At 35.2% G+C, this 14951-nt stretch carries 14 protein-coding genes; 12 read left to right on the plus strand and 2 right to left on the minus strand.

Translation table 11 applies throughout. The features are described from left to right. Positions 1-651: 651 nt before the first annotated feature. Both V6255_RS14595 and V6255_RS14600 read left to right on the plus strand, forming a co-directional pair. Entirely contained in the window at positions 652-903 is a 252-nt protein-coding gene (locus V6255_RS14595; protein ID WP_341628825.1) for a DUF2999 family protein, read from the plus strand. Positions 904-1268: 365 nt separating this feature from the next. Continuing rightward, positions 1269-2276 carry a zinc-binding alcohol dehydrogenase family protein gene (locus V6255_RS14600; RefSeq protein ID WP_341628826.1) on the plus strand — a complete coding sequence of 336 codons (1008 nt, stop codon included), beginning with the start codon at positions 1269-1271 and terminating at the stop codon, positions 2274-2276. 157 nt (positions 2277-2433) lie between these two features. Here V6255_RS14600 and V6255_RS14605 read toward each other — a convergent pair whose 3' ends face one another. Then, a complete protein-coding gene (locus V6255_RS14605; protein ID WP_341628827.1) occupies positions 2434-3381 on the minus strand; it encodes a LysR family transcriptional regulator in 948 nt (315 codons plus the stop codon). A 421-nt stretch (positions 3382-3802) separates the two neighbouring features. Next, entirely contained in the window at positions 3803-5461 is a 1659-nt protein-coding gene (locus V6255_RS14610; RefSeq protein WP_341628828.1) for an FAD-dependent oxidoreductase, read from the minus strand. A gap of 263 nt (positions 5462-5724) precedes the next feature. Here V6255_RS14610 and V6255_RS14615 point away from each other — a divergent pair, with 263 nt between their 5' ends. The 10 genes from V6255_RS14615 (at position 5725) to V6255_RS14660 (ending at position 14795) form a co-directional block, all read left to right on the plus strand. Continuing rightward, positions 5725-6051: a metalloregulator ArsR/SmtB family transcription factor gene (locus tag V6255_RS14615; protein ID WP_341628829.1), complete on the plus strand. Its 327-nt coding sequence runs from the start codon at positions 5725-5727 to the stop codon at positions 6049-6051. Positions 6052-6084: 33 nt separating this feature from the next. Next, positions 6085-6504: a YeeE/YedE family protein gene (locus tag V6255_RS14620; RefSeq protein ID WP_341628830.1), complete on the plus strand. Its 420-nt coding sequence runs from the start codon at positions 6085-6087 to the stop codon at positions 6502-6504. Further along, positions 6504-6935, plus strand: coding sequence for a YeeE/YedE family protein (locus V6255_RS14625; RefSeq protein WP_341628831.1), 432 nt, complete (start codon positions 6504-6506; stop codon positions 6933-6935). Before V6255_RS14620 ends, V6255_RS14625 begins: the two co-directional genes overlap by 1 nt. Before the next feature lie 450 nt (positions 6936-7385). Further along, complete coding sequence (locus V6255_RS14630) at positions 7386-8582, plus strand: MFS transporter (RefSeq protein WP_341628832.1); 1197 nt, start codon at positions 7386-7388, stop codon at positions 8580-8582. 415 nt (positions 8583-8997) lie between these two features. Further along, complete coding sequence (locus tag V6255_RS14635) at positions 8998-9696, plus strand: DUF3047 domain-containing protein (RefSeq protein WP_341628833.1); 699 nt, start codon at positions 8998-9000, stop codon at positions 9694-9696. A gap of 54 nt (positions 9697-9750) precedes the next feature. Then, complete coding sequence (locus tag V6255_RS14640; RefSeq protein WP_341628834.1) at positions 9751-10728, plus strand: D-glycerate dehydrogenase; 978 nt, start codon at positions 9751-9753, stop codon at positions 10726-10728. Between the two features lie 287 nt (positions 10729-11015). Next, complete coding sequence (locus V6255_RS14645) at positions 11016-11966, plus strand: bile acid:sodium symporter family protein (protein WP_341628835.1); 951 nt, start codon at positions 11016-11018, stop codon at positions 11964-11966. 434 nt (positions 11967-12400) lie between these two features. Beyond that, positions 12401-13459 carry a YHYH protein gene (locus V6255_RS14650; protein WP_341628836.1) on the plus strand — a complete coding sequence of 353 codons (1059 nt, stop codon included), beginning with the start codon at positions 12401-12403 and terminating at the stop codon, positions 13457-13459. Between the two features lie 17 nt (positions 13460-13476). Further along, positions 13477-13761 (plus strand): hypothetical protein, encoded by a 285-nt coding sequence (locus V6255_RS14655; RefSeq protein WP_341628837.1) that lies wholly within the window; start codon positions 13477-13479, stop codon positions 13759-13761. Positions 13762-13985: 224 nt separating this feature from the next. Next, a complete protein-coding gene (locus V6255_RS14660) occupies positions 13986-14795 on the plus strand; it encodes a mechanosensitive ion channel family protein (protein ID WP_341628838.1) in 810 nt (269 codons plus the stop codon). Positions 14796-14951 lie beyond the last annotated feature (156 nt).

Here is a 14951-nt window from a genome sequence, read left to right on the forward strand (position 1 = left end):
CTACAATGGCAGATTTATAGCTTAAATAATATAATTAAAATAGAAAACAAAAGAACTTAAATAACAAAGTGTGAAGCAATTAGCTTTTGCTCTTTTTATGTCGTTATTTTAACAAACAATTGATCTTGGTCATTACTAATGAAAGTAAAAATACCTACATGTAAATACCATCGTAATCTAAAACAATATCCATAAAATTTAATGATTTTTTTAAATAACAATCGATAATTCCGTTTTTTGTACTTTGCTAAAGTACCTTAAACAGCGAAGACGTAGTCATTGAGAGTCAATAGTTGAGGCTATTACCAGATCACCTATCTATGAGAGAAAGAGCCGTTATTAGTGACGTTTGTTGAACGGCTTTTGAAGTACTACTTGAATTAGGTAAACTACAAAAAAAGAACAAGCCGTATTAATTCATAACGATGTCAGTGAATAAGCCATTCTAAAATGAAACGAAAATACAGGTAAGCTTGTATTATGAGTAGAATAACGCTACTAAAAAATATTGAATATGTTTTTTAGTTTGTGAATGCCATGTTCAACCAATATAATTGTTCTATTAATAACTCTATTTACAACAACGCAACTTAAATTATGAAAAAGCAATTTAAGAAACGGCAAGTCAATGATAATTAAACAAGGCTACAAATGAACCCAATTATTGCAATTTTAAAAACACACAATGTAAATGACAAAAAAATAAAATCACTTTTTGAAGCATTAACTGATAATCCAATGATGGCAATGAGCCTTGTACAACAATTAGGTATCCCACCAGAAGAGCTGAAAAAATTGATGGGTACAATAATGGCCCAACCTCAATTAATTAAAGAAGCAACAGATGAATTAGGTTTAGACTTCGCTAAAGTACAAGAAGCAAAAGATAAATTAAATAAGTAGTTAAACAATTTTTATTACAGTTCCTTTTCAGGCCAAAATATCAATATGTCTTAGTCTATCAATCATAAAACGAGTAACTAAATAACGTGACTCGTTTTATGATAACTCAGTATAAAAGTATTTAGTTTTTATTTACTGACTATCCAGCCCACTCTCTTTATTATTAGTCATTTGTTTAAATGCATAATTTGCTTATGCTAATACCCATCTAATAGTTTGGTTTTCAATAAAAAAACATAACTCCTTTTCTATGGTTAATTTATTCCATAATGATTGGGACTTATGCCTCTTTTTAACCTAGCCTTCTCAAGGCAAAATAACCTTATCTGCATAATATACACACATAAAGTAAAGAGGTACTGAAAATGAAAGCCATTGGATATCAACAAAATTTACCTATAGAAAATCAATTATCTCTACAAGATATAATATTAGATACGCCTATTGCACAAGGCCATGATATTTTAGTTGAGGTCAAAGCGATATCTGTCAATCCAGTTGATTTTAAAGTGCGTCAAACAGCTCCTGCTACTGAAAATGAATACAAAGTATTAGGTTATGATGCGGCAGGCATTGTTAAGTCAGTCGGTGAAAATGTCACATTATTTAAACCAGGTGATAAAGTTTGGTACGCAGGTGATATTACTCGCTCAGGTAGTAATGCACAGTTTCAATTAGTTGATGAACGCATTGTTGGCTATATGCCCAATACATTATCTTATGGTGAAGCCGCAGCATTACCGTTAACCAGTCTCACTGCATGGGAACTTTTATTTGATCGCCTTAACATAGCTAAAGATGATGCCTCTAAACGTATTTTAGTGATTGGTGCAGCTGGCGGTGTAGGTTCCATCATGATGCAATTACTAAAAAAACTCACTAAGCTGGAAATTATTGCGACTGCATCACGCCCAGAAACAGTCTCTTGGTTAGAAGATTTAGGTGCCGATACCATCATTAATCATCGTCATCCATTAAGCGAAGAATTCGCAGCCAAAAACTTAAAAGATGTTGATTATGTAGTCAGTTTAAATAGTACAGAGCAACATTTACCGGAAATTATAAAAATCATTAAACCACAGAGTAAATTTGGATTGATTGATGATCCGACTACCTTGGACATTAAACCTTTTAAAACAAAAGCGGTTTCAGTTCACTGGGAATTAATGTTTACTCGTTCATTATTTAAAACAGATGATATGCAAGAACAACATGACATTTTAAATAACGTTGCCAATATGATTGATAATGGATCAATTAAAACCACTGTAGGTGACAATTTAGGTGTTATTAATGCGACGAATCTACGTAAAGCACACCAATATTTAGAATCACAAACAGCTAAAGGTAAAGTGGTATTAGAAGGGTTTTAATAACGTTTTTTATCAGATATCAACTTACTGAATAATTTATTGACTGAGTTCGAGCTCAGTCAATAATACAGCTCAACAAAAGAGCTTAGTTACCACTATTTTTTGTTCAGCGTTTATTGCTTCATTTTGGAAAAGAGGAAGCAGTTAATCAGCTATTTTATTTATACATTTCTTTATAATTAGGCACATGCTCAACCCAAAAAGCGGGCGTTCCTATATATTCCTGAACTGTTTTTATAAACTCACTGACTAGAGGTGTTTGTTTTCGGTGTGGGTAAAGCGCATAGATTCCAGTATCCATCGTCGACAGTTTATAATCGGTTAATAATGTCACTAGCCCCATTTCTTCTATTGGCTTTTCTAAGTTAAATAAATCAATAATCGCATAGCCTACTCCTGCTTGTACGGCATCCATCATCGCGCGTACATCACTGACTTTATAATTTCCTTTTATCTTAAAGGTTTTCATTAGTTCGCCATGAGGTTGTTCACTTACTTTTATTTGGTCCAGACTGACATCGCCATTTCCGTAAATAATAGCAGGCAAAGCAATTAACTCTTCTGGTGTTGTAGGTAGCCCGTAATAAGCAATAAAATCATGTGAAGCAATTAACGCATAATGCGCATTCGCGATTTTCTTAACCATTAAATTTGAATCATTTAACTTACCGATTCTAAAAGCCAAATCAAAATGGTCACCAATAATGTCGCTTCGTTTATCATCTAACATAAGCGTTATTTTTACATGAGGATACTGTTGCAGAAATTGATTGATAACAGGCTGGATATACTGTTGTCCAAAAAACATACCGGATGTAATACGTAACATGCCTTTAGGTTGAGATTGATAGGAATCAGCGGTGCTTTTAATGTCGTTCAGTGTATCAACAACAGTATGTGCTTGAACCAGTATTTCTTCACCTGCCGAGGTTAGAGAAAATGAACGTGTTGAGCGGTTAAGTAACTGTACACCTAATGTCGATTCTAGCTTTTTAATTTGCTTGGATAATGATGAGTTATCCATATCGTGAATGGCGGCGGCTTTAGCAAATGATCCTTGCTGTACAACATCGATGAATAACATTAACTGGTTAGTAATTGACACAAGGTGCTCCAATAAATACTCTTTGATACAGAAGTAAATCGTTTTATAGGCAATAGATTAAACAGACTCAATAAGTCAAATTAAAGACGATTGAATTATAAAAATCAATTTATAATTATTGATAATTTTGACCATAATACACTTAATTAACTCGCTTAGATAAAAGCATTTTTACTAAAGTTCAGATCGGTAAATTGGCCATCAAGCAGATCAATAAATGAGTAAACTAGCTATTTTCAAATACAATAGATATGTAAATCTTGTTATCACAATATAGTAATGGCCTATTGCTAAATAGTTTGCTTATAGAAATAAAATAAGCAAACCAGCATATAAAAAACTCATTGTAAAAGAGCTTCCCTAATACATGCTTTTTCGCTTATTTAGAGGCTAATTTATTATATTAATTTATCCGAAGATGTTAACGAGTGACTAGTTTCCAAGTTTTAAAACCTCCCGTCATATTTTTCACCGTATAACCTAAATTAGTTAATAATCGAGCCGCAACATGTCCTCGGACACCAACTTGACAATAGACAAAGATGTCTTTGCTTTGATCGAGTTTAAATAAATTTGAACGAAGTTCATCAACGGGAATATTAATCGCTCCTGGGATCATGCCCATTTTATCCACCTCTGCTTCAGTACGAACATCAAGTAAAATCTGTTGTTCAGAAAGGCAATTTAAGGATTCAGTATGAAAAATAAATTCATCGCCTTTCATTACATTAGATGCGACTAAACCAGCCTGATTGACAACATCACGTGCAGAACCAAAAGGTGGCGCATAACATAACTCAAGATCTTGAAGGTCAAAGACACTTAACCCCGCTCTTTGCGCTACAGAAATAATATCAATACGTTTGTCAATCCCCTCTTTTCCTACCGCTTGAGCACCTAGAATGGCGCCTGTATAAGGATTAAATAATAGTTTTAGCGTAACTGGATGTGCACCTGGGTAGTAACCTGCATGACTCGCGGCATGTACATAGACTTTTTCATAAGCCATGCCTTTACGCATTAAGGTTTTTTCGTTTAAACCAGTAGAAGCCACCGCTAAACCAAATACCTTACAAATCGCTGTACCTTGTGTTTTTTTATAGCTTTCCGTGGTTCCAAATATAACATTCGCCGCTAAACGACCTTGTCGATTGGCCGGTCCAGCTAAAGGCGCGAGCATTGCTTGACCTGTTACAAAGTCCAGAGTTTCAATTGCATCACCTACCGCAAAAATAGAGGGATCACTGGTACGCATAGATTCATCGACTCTGATACCGCCTAATTCACCAATCTCTAATCCTGCTTTCATTGCTAAAGATGTCTCAGGTTTGACTCCTACCGCTATAATCAACAATTCAGTTTGAAACTGGGTGCCATCATTTAATGTTAAAGATAAAGTACGATCTGTTTCTTCACATAAAGCGACTTCTTTTAAAGCTTTACCTAGTTTTAACTCAACATGATGAGCCTCTAATTCATCATGTAACATATTCGCTATTTCAATATCAACCGGTGCCATCACTTGAGGAGCAAGTTCAACTAATGTGACGTCAATTTTATGGTGGCGAAGCGCTTCTGCCATTTCTAAACCAATAAAACCACCACCGCAAACGGTCGCATGTAGAGGTTTATTCTGTTCAATTGAAGCCATAATGGCATCCATGTCAGGTATATTTCTCAAAGAATGGGTTAGGTGGTTATTAATCCCTGAAATAGGTGGAATAAAAGGACTCGCACCAGGACTTAAAATAAGCACATCATAAGTTTCAGTATATTTTTCATTTGTCAGAGTATTCTGAATATGAATAAATTTTTCTTCTTTATTAATAGCTAAGACTTCATTTTGTACACGGACATCTACATTAAACCGCTTCTTAAAACTTTCCGGGGTTTGTAAAAGTAACGCTTCCCTTAATTCAATCTCCCCACTGATATGATACGGCAGACCACAATTAGCGAATGAAATATGTGGCCCTCGTTCTAATATAATGATTTCAGCGGTTTCATCTAAACGACGAGCTCTTGCAGCAGCGGAAGCGCCACCAGCAACACCACCAATGATTAATATCTTTTTAGACATATTGACTCCAAATTAATATAAAAATGGCACCCCAGTACCATTCTTGATTCAATTCCAAAATAAGAACAAACATTAAAAAATGACTTAATGTGTGCCTATAAATGACTAATTAAAACCATAACAAACTAAATTAGATAAATCTAATATATAAAAACCTAATTTAACTATAACTAATATAACTAAAGCTAATAAAGAAAAATCTAAATTAGATTGATAAGATGAAAAATGAATGTAATATCATCATTATTAAAGAGGATTAGAAGATGAAAAATAAATTAGCAATGATTCATGAAAATGCGGGTGAAGCAAGTGATCTGCTTAAAGTGATGGCTCATAAAGACCGAATGGTCGTGTTGTGCTTATTATCTGAAGGTGAGTTGGGTGTCGCTGAGTTACGCGAACATACCCAATTAAGCCAATCAGCATTCTCTCAACATTTAAGTGTTTTAAGAAAAAATGAGTTAGTTAAAGTGAGAAAAGAATCGCAACTAGTCTTTTATTCACTAGCAGATGAACGCGTGAATATATTATTAAAAGCAATGCAACAAGCCTTCTGCCCTACTTTATTGTCTGACGGTAAATCAGAATAATAATTTAGTTAAACTCACGTTGGAGTCAGTCACATGGAAAACTTTACCCCTTGGACATCGTTATTAGGTGGCGCTTTATTAGGCCTATCTGCTGTATTACTAATGTTATTTTCAGGAAAAGTCGCAGGGATAAGCGGTATTTTAAACGGCTTACTGACACCGAAAAAAGGTGATTTTTTATGGCGTTTTCTTTTTATCTTAGGCATGGCATCAAGTATTTTATTACTAGTCCCTTTTTCAATTGAATTACCTACCGTGTCAGGGCAACCGCTCGTTTTTATTATTGCAGGGTTATTAGTGGGTTTCGGCACACGCTTAGGTAATGGTTGTACAAGTGGTCATGGTATTGTTGGTATCGGTCGTTTTTCTACACGTTCAATTATTGCAACTTGTCTTTTTATAAGCGTTGCAGCCCTCGTTGTTTTTCTTCGCTTACATGTAGGAGCTTTATAATGCTAAACGCCATCATCGCTCTAATGTCAGGTATATTATTCGGCACCGGTATGATTGTTTCAAATATGGTAGATCCGACTAAAGTCATCGGATTTTTAGATATGATGGGTCCTTGGGACCCTAGCCTCGCAGTGGTCATTATTGGTGCTCTAGCCGTATTTACACCTTGCTATCATTTATTCATAAAACAACGTAGTCATGCAATTAATGGTAAAGAATTTAACTGGACGAAGAATACGAAAGTTGACGGTAAATTACTCTCTGGCGCTACAATTTTTGGTATCGGTTGGGGGTTAGTGGGTATTTGCCCTGGCCCGTCAATAAGCAGCATTGCTGGAGGCTCTATATCCATTTATCTATTTATTGCCAGTATGCTGTGTGGCATGGCGATCGCTAATATCGATATTTTTAATAAAAAGTGTTCATCGTAAATAAAAAACTCATCATACTAAAAACACATAATAAAAATGTAACACCACTCAATTAATAAGTGACATTTAGCAAGTCACACTGATTAATTGGCATTGGTGAGTATATATTGTATTTTTTAAGTTATTAATTGAATACTCGATTAGCTGTAGTCGTCCATGAAAACAACCTTGCTGTATATTAAACTCGATAGACGTATTTATCCGTTCCATTTTATTAACATCATGATTTATTCACTCCTGCCATCCCCTTCTTATCAACATAAATATCAGAAAATCTTGAAGGCTATATTTTAAAAAAGTTAAAAACTTATAGGTGACTAAGATCACATTTACAATTAACATGCAGTCTATATTTAACCATTACTATTAACATTCTAATATTTGAACTTGGTATAACGTCCCTATCTAAATATGAATGTCCTAAGTAATCATCCCTTTTAAAGGATATTTATGACGTCAGCTCACTTACCTCAACCAACAAACCGCGTCGCGATTATGTTTGTCTTAGCATTAGGGACTTTCATTTTAGGACTCACTGAATTTTCAATGATGCCTATGTTACCTCTCATCAGTGAAACATTTGATGTGACACCAACACAATCTGGCTATGCAATCAGTGCTTATGCGATGGGTGTTGTTGTAGGTGCGCCTATTTTAATGCTAACTACTGCGAATATGCGTAAACGTAAAGCATTATTAATATTTTTAACGTTAATGTTTATTGCTAATGGTTTAAGTGCTCTTTCAAACTCATTAAGTCAATTGATTTTATTTCGTTTTTTAAGTGGGTTACCTCACGGTGCTTACTTTGGCGCTGCGATTCTTTTAGCTGCGGATATCGCCCCCAAAGGGAAACGTTCTGCGTTTATGTCTAAAATATTTATGGGGTTAACCATTGCCACTATTGTTGGTGTTCCTTTAGTCACCTTGATTGGACAAAATTTAAGCTGGCGTTATTGCTTAGCTGGCGCATCTGTTTTATCACTTATTGCTTTAGTCTTTGTTTATAAAGTCGTTCCGACCGTTGATAATAGAAAGCCATCTAACTTACTTAATGAATTTAGTGTATTAAAAGATAAATTAGTTTGGTCTATTTTAGGCATAGTGATCATTGGTTTTGGTGGCGTATTTTGTATTTATACTTATATCGCAGACACTATTTTAGATGTAACACAAACGCCCGCTTATACCATCTCAATTGCGATGGTTATGTTTGGTATTGGCTGTACTTTAGGTAATTACTTTTTAGGTAAGGCGGCTGATGTATCGGCAATTAAAGCAACGGGTATCTGTTTAATTTGTACCATTATATTTGCTATCGCTTACGTTAATGCGAGCCATAATATTTGGTTGTTATATGCCGTTATTTTCTTAATTGGCTGTAGCATTGGTTTAGCGACATTGATTCAGACATTATTAATGGATGTTTCTCCCGATGGTCACGCGATGATCGGCGCATTAGTTCAATGTGCTTTTAATGTAGCCAATGCTATTGGTCCTTGGGTTGGAGGAATCGCTATTGCACAAGGAGCACAACCGAACCAAACAGGTTACGTTGCCGCTGCTTTATTTTTAGGCGGCTTCATTATGTGGGTATTGAGCTATATGCAATTAAATACAAAAAAGAAACTCGCTGTTTCTGCATAGCAATATAAATACATAGCTCGTAGCATTACATCAAACTCTTATTTTATTGAAATGAAAGTTTGATGTATGAGTATTTGATAAAATGCTGCGATGTAACGATGACACTACAATTTATGAGAAGTAAAATATTGATACTTCGTTAATTTGCTTTCAGCGAACCTAATTGAGGCTGTAATAAAAAATTAACAAATAGTTAATTTTAACCTATTACTTTTTTATTTCTACTTCTACTCAAAAAAGTCTCTCTACAAAAAAATAAGCCTTCAATCATTTATCGAAACTGACTATCAATTAAATCTCTGTTAAATCGTTTTTCTGTCTATTACTGTTCATTTCAGAGTTTACCACTATTGTTATTTTACTTTATTCAACGTTATTATGACCGTTCAACAAATTCTATTTAAAGAGAAAACCAATGTTATTTAGAGGAACTATCTCGTTTTCATCTCAGTTAATTCAACTAGTCATAGTGGCTAGTATAGGGCTTGCTTTCAACGTAAATGCATCAATCAATGTCACGTCATTAGAAAGTGATGGTATTAATAACTGGGAAAGCGAATCATTTGAAGGCGAATCAATTTATAACGTAGTTAAGTATGATGGCCGTACGGTTTTAAAAGCGCAAAGTAATAACTCAGCATCAGGATTAGTGTTAAAAAAGAAAATAGATTTATTAAAAACACCTTATATCAATTGGACTTGGCTAACCAAAAACAAGCTCACTGGATTAGATGAAAAGAGTAAAAGTGGTGATGATTACGTCGCACGGGTTTATGTTGTCATTGACGGAGGGTTTAAAATTTGGAACAGTAAATGTTTAAGCTATGTCTGGTCAAGTAACCAAAGTGAAGGTGAAGTTTGGGATAATGCGTTCATTGGTGACAAAGTAAAAATGCTGTCAGTACGAGGCAAACAAGCAAAAGTAGATCATTGGTATAATGAAAAACGTAATGTTTTCCAAGACCTCGTTGACCAATTTGGCGATAAAGGCAGTATTAAAAAGAACTTAGCCGCTTATCAATATATTGATGTTATAGCCATTATGACCGATACCGATAACAGCGCAGGCAAAGCAGAATCTTATTACGGAGATATCATCTTCACAGCTGAATAATTCATTCAGCATTTACATGATTACTAACACTAGCACATAGCACAAGGGTTCAATATGAAAGATAAAGTTGTTTTATTTAAAAAAATACCAAACCAACAGCAACAACTATTAAGTGAATATTTTAACCTTGTGTGCTTTGATAAAGTAGATGGAAATAATATGGATGCTTTTATCCATGAAATTAAAGACGCAGATGGATTAATTGGCGCAGGCGTTAAATTAACGCCTGAAATTTTAGATAATGCCCTTCAATTAAAAGCTATCTCAACCATTTCGGTTGGCTTTGATCACTTTGACCTTGATTACTTAAATAAACGTAATATCGCATTAACTAATACGCCGGATGTATTAACCAATACGACAGCAGATACCATATTCACGCTAATCATGTGTGCAGCTAGACGCACAACTGAATTAAATAATATGGTGACCTCGGGGCAATGGACTAACAACTTAAAAGATCAATATTTTGGTGTCGACGTTCATGGAAAAACCTTAGGAATATTAGGTATGGGTCGTATAGGGTATGCCGTTGCTAAGCGAGCTCATCATGGTTTTGATATGAACATTAATTATTATAACCGCAGTGTCAATAAACAAGCAGAACATGATTTTAATGCAGAAAAAATGGCATTAGATGAATTATTAACAACATCGGATTTTATCTGTTCTATCTTGCCAGCCAATGAACACACTGACTTATTAATAGGACAACGAGAATTAGATTTAATAAAACCTTCTGCTATTTTTATTAATGGTGGCAGAGGCAATGTTGTGGATGAGCAAGCACTTGCAATCGCATTAAAAAATCGAGCTATTAGAGCGGCAGGTTTAGATGTTTATCAGGTAGAGCCCTTACCTACATCATCACTTTTAATGTCTTTAGATAATGTCACTTTATTTCCACATATTGGCTCTGCAACAGCGGAAACCAGGTTGGCTATGATTTGCAGCGCAATAGACAGTCTTAAAGCAGCTTGTTCTGGAGATTTAACACAAAACTGTGTTAATGCAGAAAATATAACTCAGTAACTTTCCTACTGATTTAGGTGAATAGTATTTAGTAAAGATGCTCGAAAAATCGCAATGTTTGAGAGTAAGATTGTAAATAGGTTTATGTGTAGATTTTCGAGCATCTTTACACCGAACAAGCCTAGCCTGTTCAACGGATAAAGAGTAACAATATAAACTGAATTATTTACAGGGTCACAAATTTTACTGATTTCACTTCTACACGTCGGTTTCATCACCACTATTGCATAAAGAAATATGACAGTTTATTCTGCTTCACCTTTTTACTTCCTAAGAATGGACTCATTATGTTAAAAACCATCACTAATCTATTCCCTGTATGGGCTATTTTATTATCTTTATTAGCCTTCTTTCAGCCATCGTTATTCACCTCTTTAAAAACTTTCATCGTTCCCTTATTGACCATTATTATGCTTGCTATGGGACTGACATTAACACCTAAAGACTTCGCAAATGTCAGCAAAAATATTAAAGCGGTCTCTGTAGGCGTTATATTACAATTTACTGTGATGCCCATTGTTGCATTGATCATTGCGACATTAATGAACTTTGATGCAAACTTAACCGTTGGCTTAGTATTAGTTGGCGCAGTAGCAGGGGGAACGAGCAGTAACGTCATGTGCTTTTTAGCGAAAGGTGATGTTGCTTTATCAATTTCAATGACCGCTATTAGTACATTGTTAAGCGTTATTTTCACGCCTTTACTCGTTGAGTTACTAGCAGGTAAAAGTATTGATATCCCTGTTACAGGTATGATTATCAGTCTGATAAAGATTGTGTTAGTCCCTGTCGTACTGGGTATCGTACTCAATACTTTATTGCATAAATCGATCAAAAAAATTGCACCCGCTTTACCACTAATATCAATGGCTGCCATTGTTATTATCATTGCAATTGTTGTTGCACTTAATGCAGAAAAGTTAGTAGAAGTGGGTTCAATGGTCGCTATTGCAGTTATCTTACATAACTCGTTTGGTTTATTAGCCGGTTACTGGATCACTAAAAAACTAGGCTTTGAAGAAAAAGTCTGTCGCACAATTGCCTTTGAAGTTGGTTTACAAAATTCAGGGTTAGCTACTGCATTGGCAATGAAGTTCTTTGCCCCAACAGCGGCTATTGCCGGGACTATTTTCTCTATCTGGCATAACATCAGCGGTTCTATTTTAGCGGGATACTGGTCTCGAACATCAAATGAGATTGAGACAAATAAAGTAATAAAAGAACATAGTAATAAATAATAAGTGCTTAGCAATAAGTAGGAAAATTTACGATAATATTCCCGCCATTACCTGTGAGTATTCATAGATGATGGCGTAAATCATTTACAATCGCTCTGATGAACGGTATTTCTAAGGAAGCATAAATAGTTACCGTTCTAGTTCAGTTCAACGCATAGTCAATGTCTTTTAGCGTTTTTTATTGTTAGATAACATCATTTTCACTAGAGCATGATTAAAATAAGTAATAACGTTTTCTACTGGAAACGCTCATAGTTTTATTGCCCATAAGTTATTCATCCTACCTTTTTTTTATCATCGAAATTAAATACGGTATACGGATGTACTAGCGTCATTAGCCTCACACACTTCCTTATTTCTTACACATTTGATCTGTACCATGCGTTAATATTAATCGTCGAAGTCATTTATCTGAATGATAAAAGGAGTAAATAATGGATTTACCAACAATGACAATACCTAAAAAATTATCCCTAATGACAATCATCATCATTAGTGCAATAACATTAACGGGATGTGACTTATTGTCTACGGATTCATCTTCAGAAGAAATTAAAGCCACTTCTCAAACGACGGGTGCGAAAGGAATCGACCTTTCATTATTTGCTGACGGTGCGTTTACCGACACACCTAACATTGTTGATTGTGAAACCTCTGATGGCACAAAAACCAGTTGTTATGAAATAACCACATCAGGTGCGCCAGCAGGTCGAGAGCCAGGCCCATTTTGTCCAAGAACAACCAGTGATGGTCCAGAAGCAGGCGGAGGCTGGTTTAGTAAAGAAGGTACAGGTGATTTAGTTGATATTACTGGTGAGTTTATTTTAAAACTTAGTGACTATTATGGTGATGAAAAATGGGTTATTTACGATGCAAAAACCAATAAAGTACGCTATACCGCAACTAAAGCAGCTTGTTTAGGTGCCGCTCGTCCAGATGTTGAAGAACAATATAAGCAAAACTGTATCGAGTGTCAGCTATCTTACCTTGATGATGACTTCTCACTAACTTACCTGATCCCTGTAACACCCATCCCTGCCGATAAGCCAGGACGAGTTAGAACGGTTGGGATTGCATTAGACGGAGCTGAACTATCTGGACCAGCACCAATAGGTGCTATTTTAGGAAGTTATACCATTGCAGCCTTCGATGATTGTGGTGGGCATATCAATGTACATCAAGGCTATCACTATCATTCAACAACAGGCTGTACCGATACAAATGATAAAGCTGATGATGGTCACGCAGCATTAATTGGTTACGCAGTAGACGGTTATGGTATCTATGCAATGAAAAATGCTGAAGGTAAAGAAGAGTCATTAGATGAATGTCGTGGCACAACAGATGACATTAGAGGTTACCATTACCACACAGCAAGCCCGAGTGAAAATATGTTTATTGGATGTATGCACGGTGAAACAGTACAAACAGCAGGAGGACCTCCAGGTGGCGGACCAGATACGCACCAAGGTCCACCACCCTTTTCGAAATAATAGGAGTATCAACAAGAATGCTTATCATGCTTTTAAAAAGAACATTATTTACTGTTGTTACGTTATTATTTACAACTACTTTGGTGCAAGCTCACTCTGGCCCATTAAGTGAAATTGCAGTTAAAGCTTGCGATGTTAAATCTCGATCTCAATCTTGCCAATATGAAAACGACCATCAAAATTTATACATTGGTAGTTGTCAATACATGTCAGAAACATTGATGTGTGTTAGAAATCAACCAATTCAAAAAATTGAAACTAACGACAATGAGAGCACTACAAAAGAGCATAAACATGACTAAATATTAAATATCATGCTCTGATATATCTATTAATAAATATTTACACACCAAAAAAACAAAAAAGCACCCATTTGGTGATACACAAAAGATGAAATATAAAATAACACTTAGTTATAAGTGATTATAGTCACTAGAATAAGTGTTATTTAAAATGAATACTGGATGTATTTGACATTTTTCGGTACATTGTCAATTTTATGTACGTACACACTAAGGATAGTAAAATGAACCCAGAAGAGATGGTAGATTCGGTAACGAATATCGCCCTAGTATATGGACCTAAATTGATCGCAGCAGTGGTCGTTTGGATTGTTGGTTCGTGGATTATTAAGTTGCTTTTAAGCGGCTTAAATAAAGTCATGACTAAAAGTAATGTTGATGCATCATTAAGACCATTTTTAAATAGTCTTACTGGTATGATACTGAAAGTAATGTTGGGTATTACTGTACTTGGCATGTTAGGTATCGAAATGACTTCGTTCGTTGCGATTTTAGCAGCAGCTGGTTTAGCAGTAGGTATGGCATTATCTGGCACACTGCAAAACTTTGCAGGTGGTGTAATGATATTGTTATTCAAACCTTTCAAAGTAGGCGATTTCATTGAAGCTCAAGGCCATGCAGGTTCAGTTAAAGAAATTCAAATCTTTAATACCATTTTAAAAACAGGTGATAACAAAACTATCATTCTACCAAATGGTGGTTTATCTACAGGTTCAATGACTAATTTTTCTACGGAAGAAAAACGTCGTGTAGATTGGACTATTGGTATTGCATACGGCGATGATATCGATAAAGCTCGCGCTGTAATCAAAAAAATGTGCGATGCAGACGCTCGTATATTAAAAGATCCAGAAGTAGTCATTGTAGTTTCAGCACTTGCGGACAGTTCTGTTAACTTTACTGTTCGTGCATGGGTACAAGCACCAGATTATTGGGGTGTATTCTTTGCGATGAATGAAAATGTATACAAAACATTTGCGACTGAAGGACTTAGTATTCCTTTCCCACAAATGGATGTTCATTTACACAAGTAAGCTAATTTAAAAGCTTGCTAAAAAGGTCGAATGTTTAACATTCGACCTTTTTTTATGCCTAAAATAAACTCAATTATCTTTGATTGAAATAAACTTAGCTTAATAATACCGATTACATTAAATAAGTGATCTAAATTTTACGCAGGAAAAATGACT

This window comes from Psychromonas arctica, from assembly GCF_038155225.1.
In the GTDB taxonomy this organism is placed as follows: domain Bacteria; phylum Pseudomonadota; class Gammaproteobacteria; order Enterobacterales; family Psychromonadaceae; genus Psychromonas; species Psychromonas arctica_B.

Bases quoted from the DNA above. Each gene is read 5' to 3' on its own strand.
- V6255_RS14620 (WP_341628830.1), top strand. From the start codon at position 6,085: ATGGAAAACTTTACCCCTTGGACATCGTTATTAGGTGGCGCTTTATTA.
- V6255_RS14625 (WP_341628831.1), top strand. From the start codon at position 6,504: ATGCTAAACGCCATCATCGCTCTAATGTCAGGTATATTATTCGGCACC.
- V6255_RS14600 (WP_341628826.1), top strand. From the start codon at position 1,269: ATGAAAGCCATTGGATATCAACAAAATTTACCTATAGAAAATCAATTA.
- V6255_RS14630 (WP_341628832.1), top strand. From the start codon at position 7,386: ATGACGTCAGCTCACTTACCTCAACCAACAAACCGCGTCGCGATTATG.
- V6255_RS14610 (WP_341628828.1), bottom strand. From the start codon at position 5,461: ATGTCTAAAAAGATATTAATCATTGGTGGTGTTGCTGGTGGCGCTTCC.
- V6255_RS14655 (WP_341628837.1), top strand. From the start codon at position 13,477: ATGCTTATCATGCTTTTAAAAAGAACATTATTTACTGTTGTTACGTTA.
- V6255_RS14595 (WP_341628825.1), top strand. From the start codon at position 652: ATGAACCCAATTATTGCAATTTTAAAAACACACAATGTAAATGACAAA.
- V6255_RS14645 (WP_341628835.1), top strand. From the start codon at position 11,016: ATGTTAAAAACCATCACTAATCTATTCCCTGTATGGGCTATTTTATTA.
- V6255_RS14650 (WP_341628836.1), top strand. From the start codon at position 12,401: ATGGATTTACCAACAATGACAATACCTAAAAAATTATCCCTAATGACA.
- V6255_RS14640 (WP_341628834.1), top strand. From the start codon at position 9,751: ATGAAAGATAAAGTTGTTTTATTTAAAAAAATACCAAACCAACAGCAA.
- V6255_RS14635 (WP_341628833.1), top strand. From the start codon at position 8,998: ATGTTATTTAGAGGAACTATCTCGTTTTCATCTCAGTTAATTCAACTA.
- V6255_RS14615 (WP_341628829.1), top strand. From the start codon at position 5,725: ATGAAAAATAAATTAGCAATGATTCATGAAAATGCGGGTGAAGCAAGT.
- V6255_RS14660 (WP_341628838.1), top strand. From the start codon at position 13,986: ATGAACCCAGAAGAGATGGTAGATTCGGTAACGAATATCGCCCTAGTA.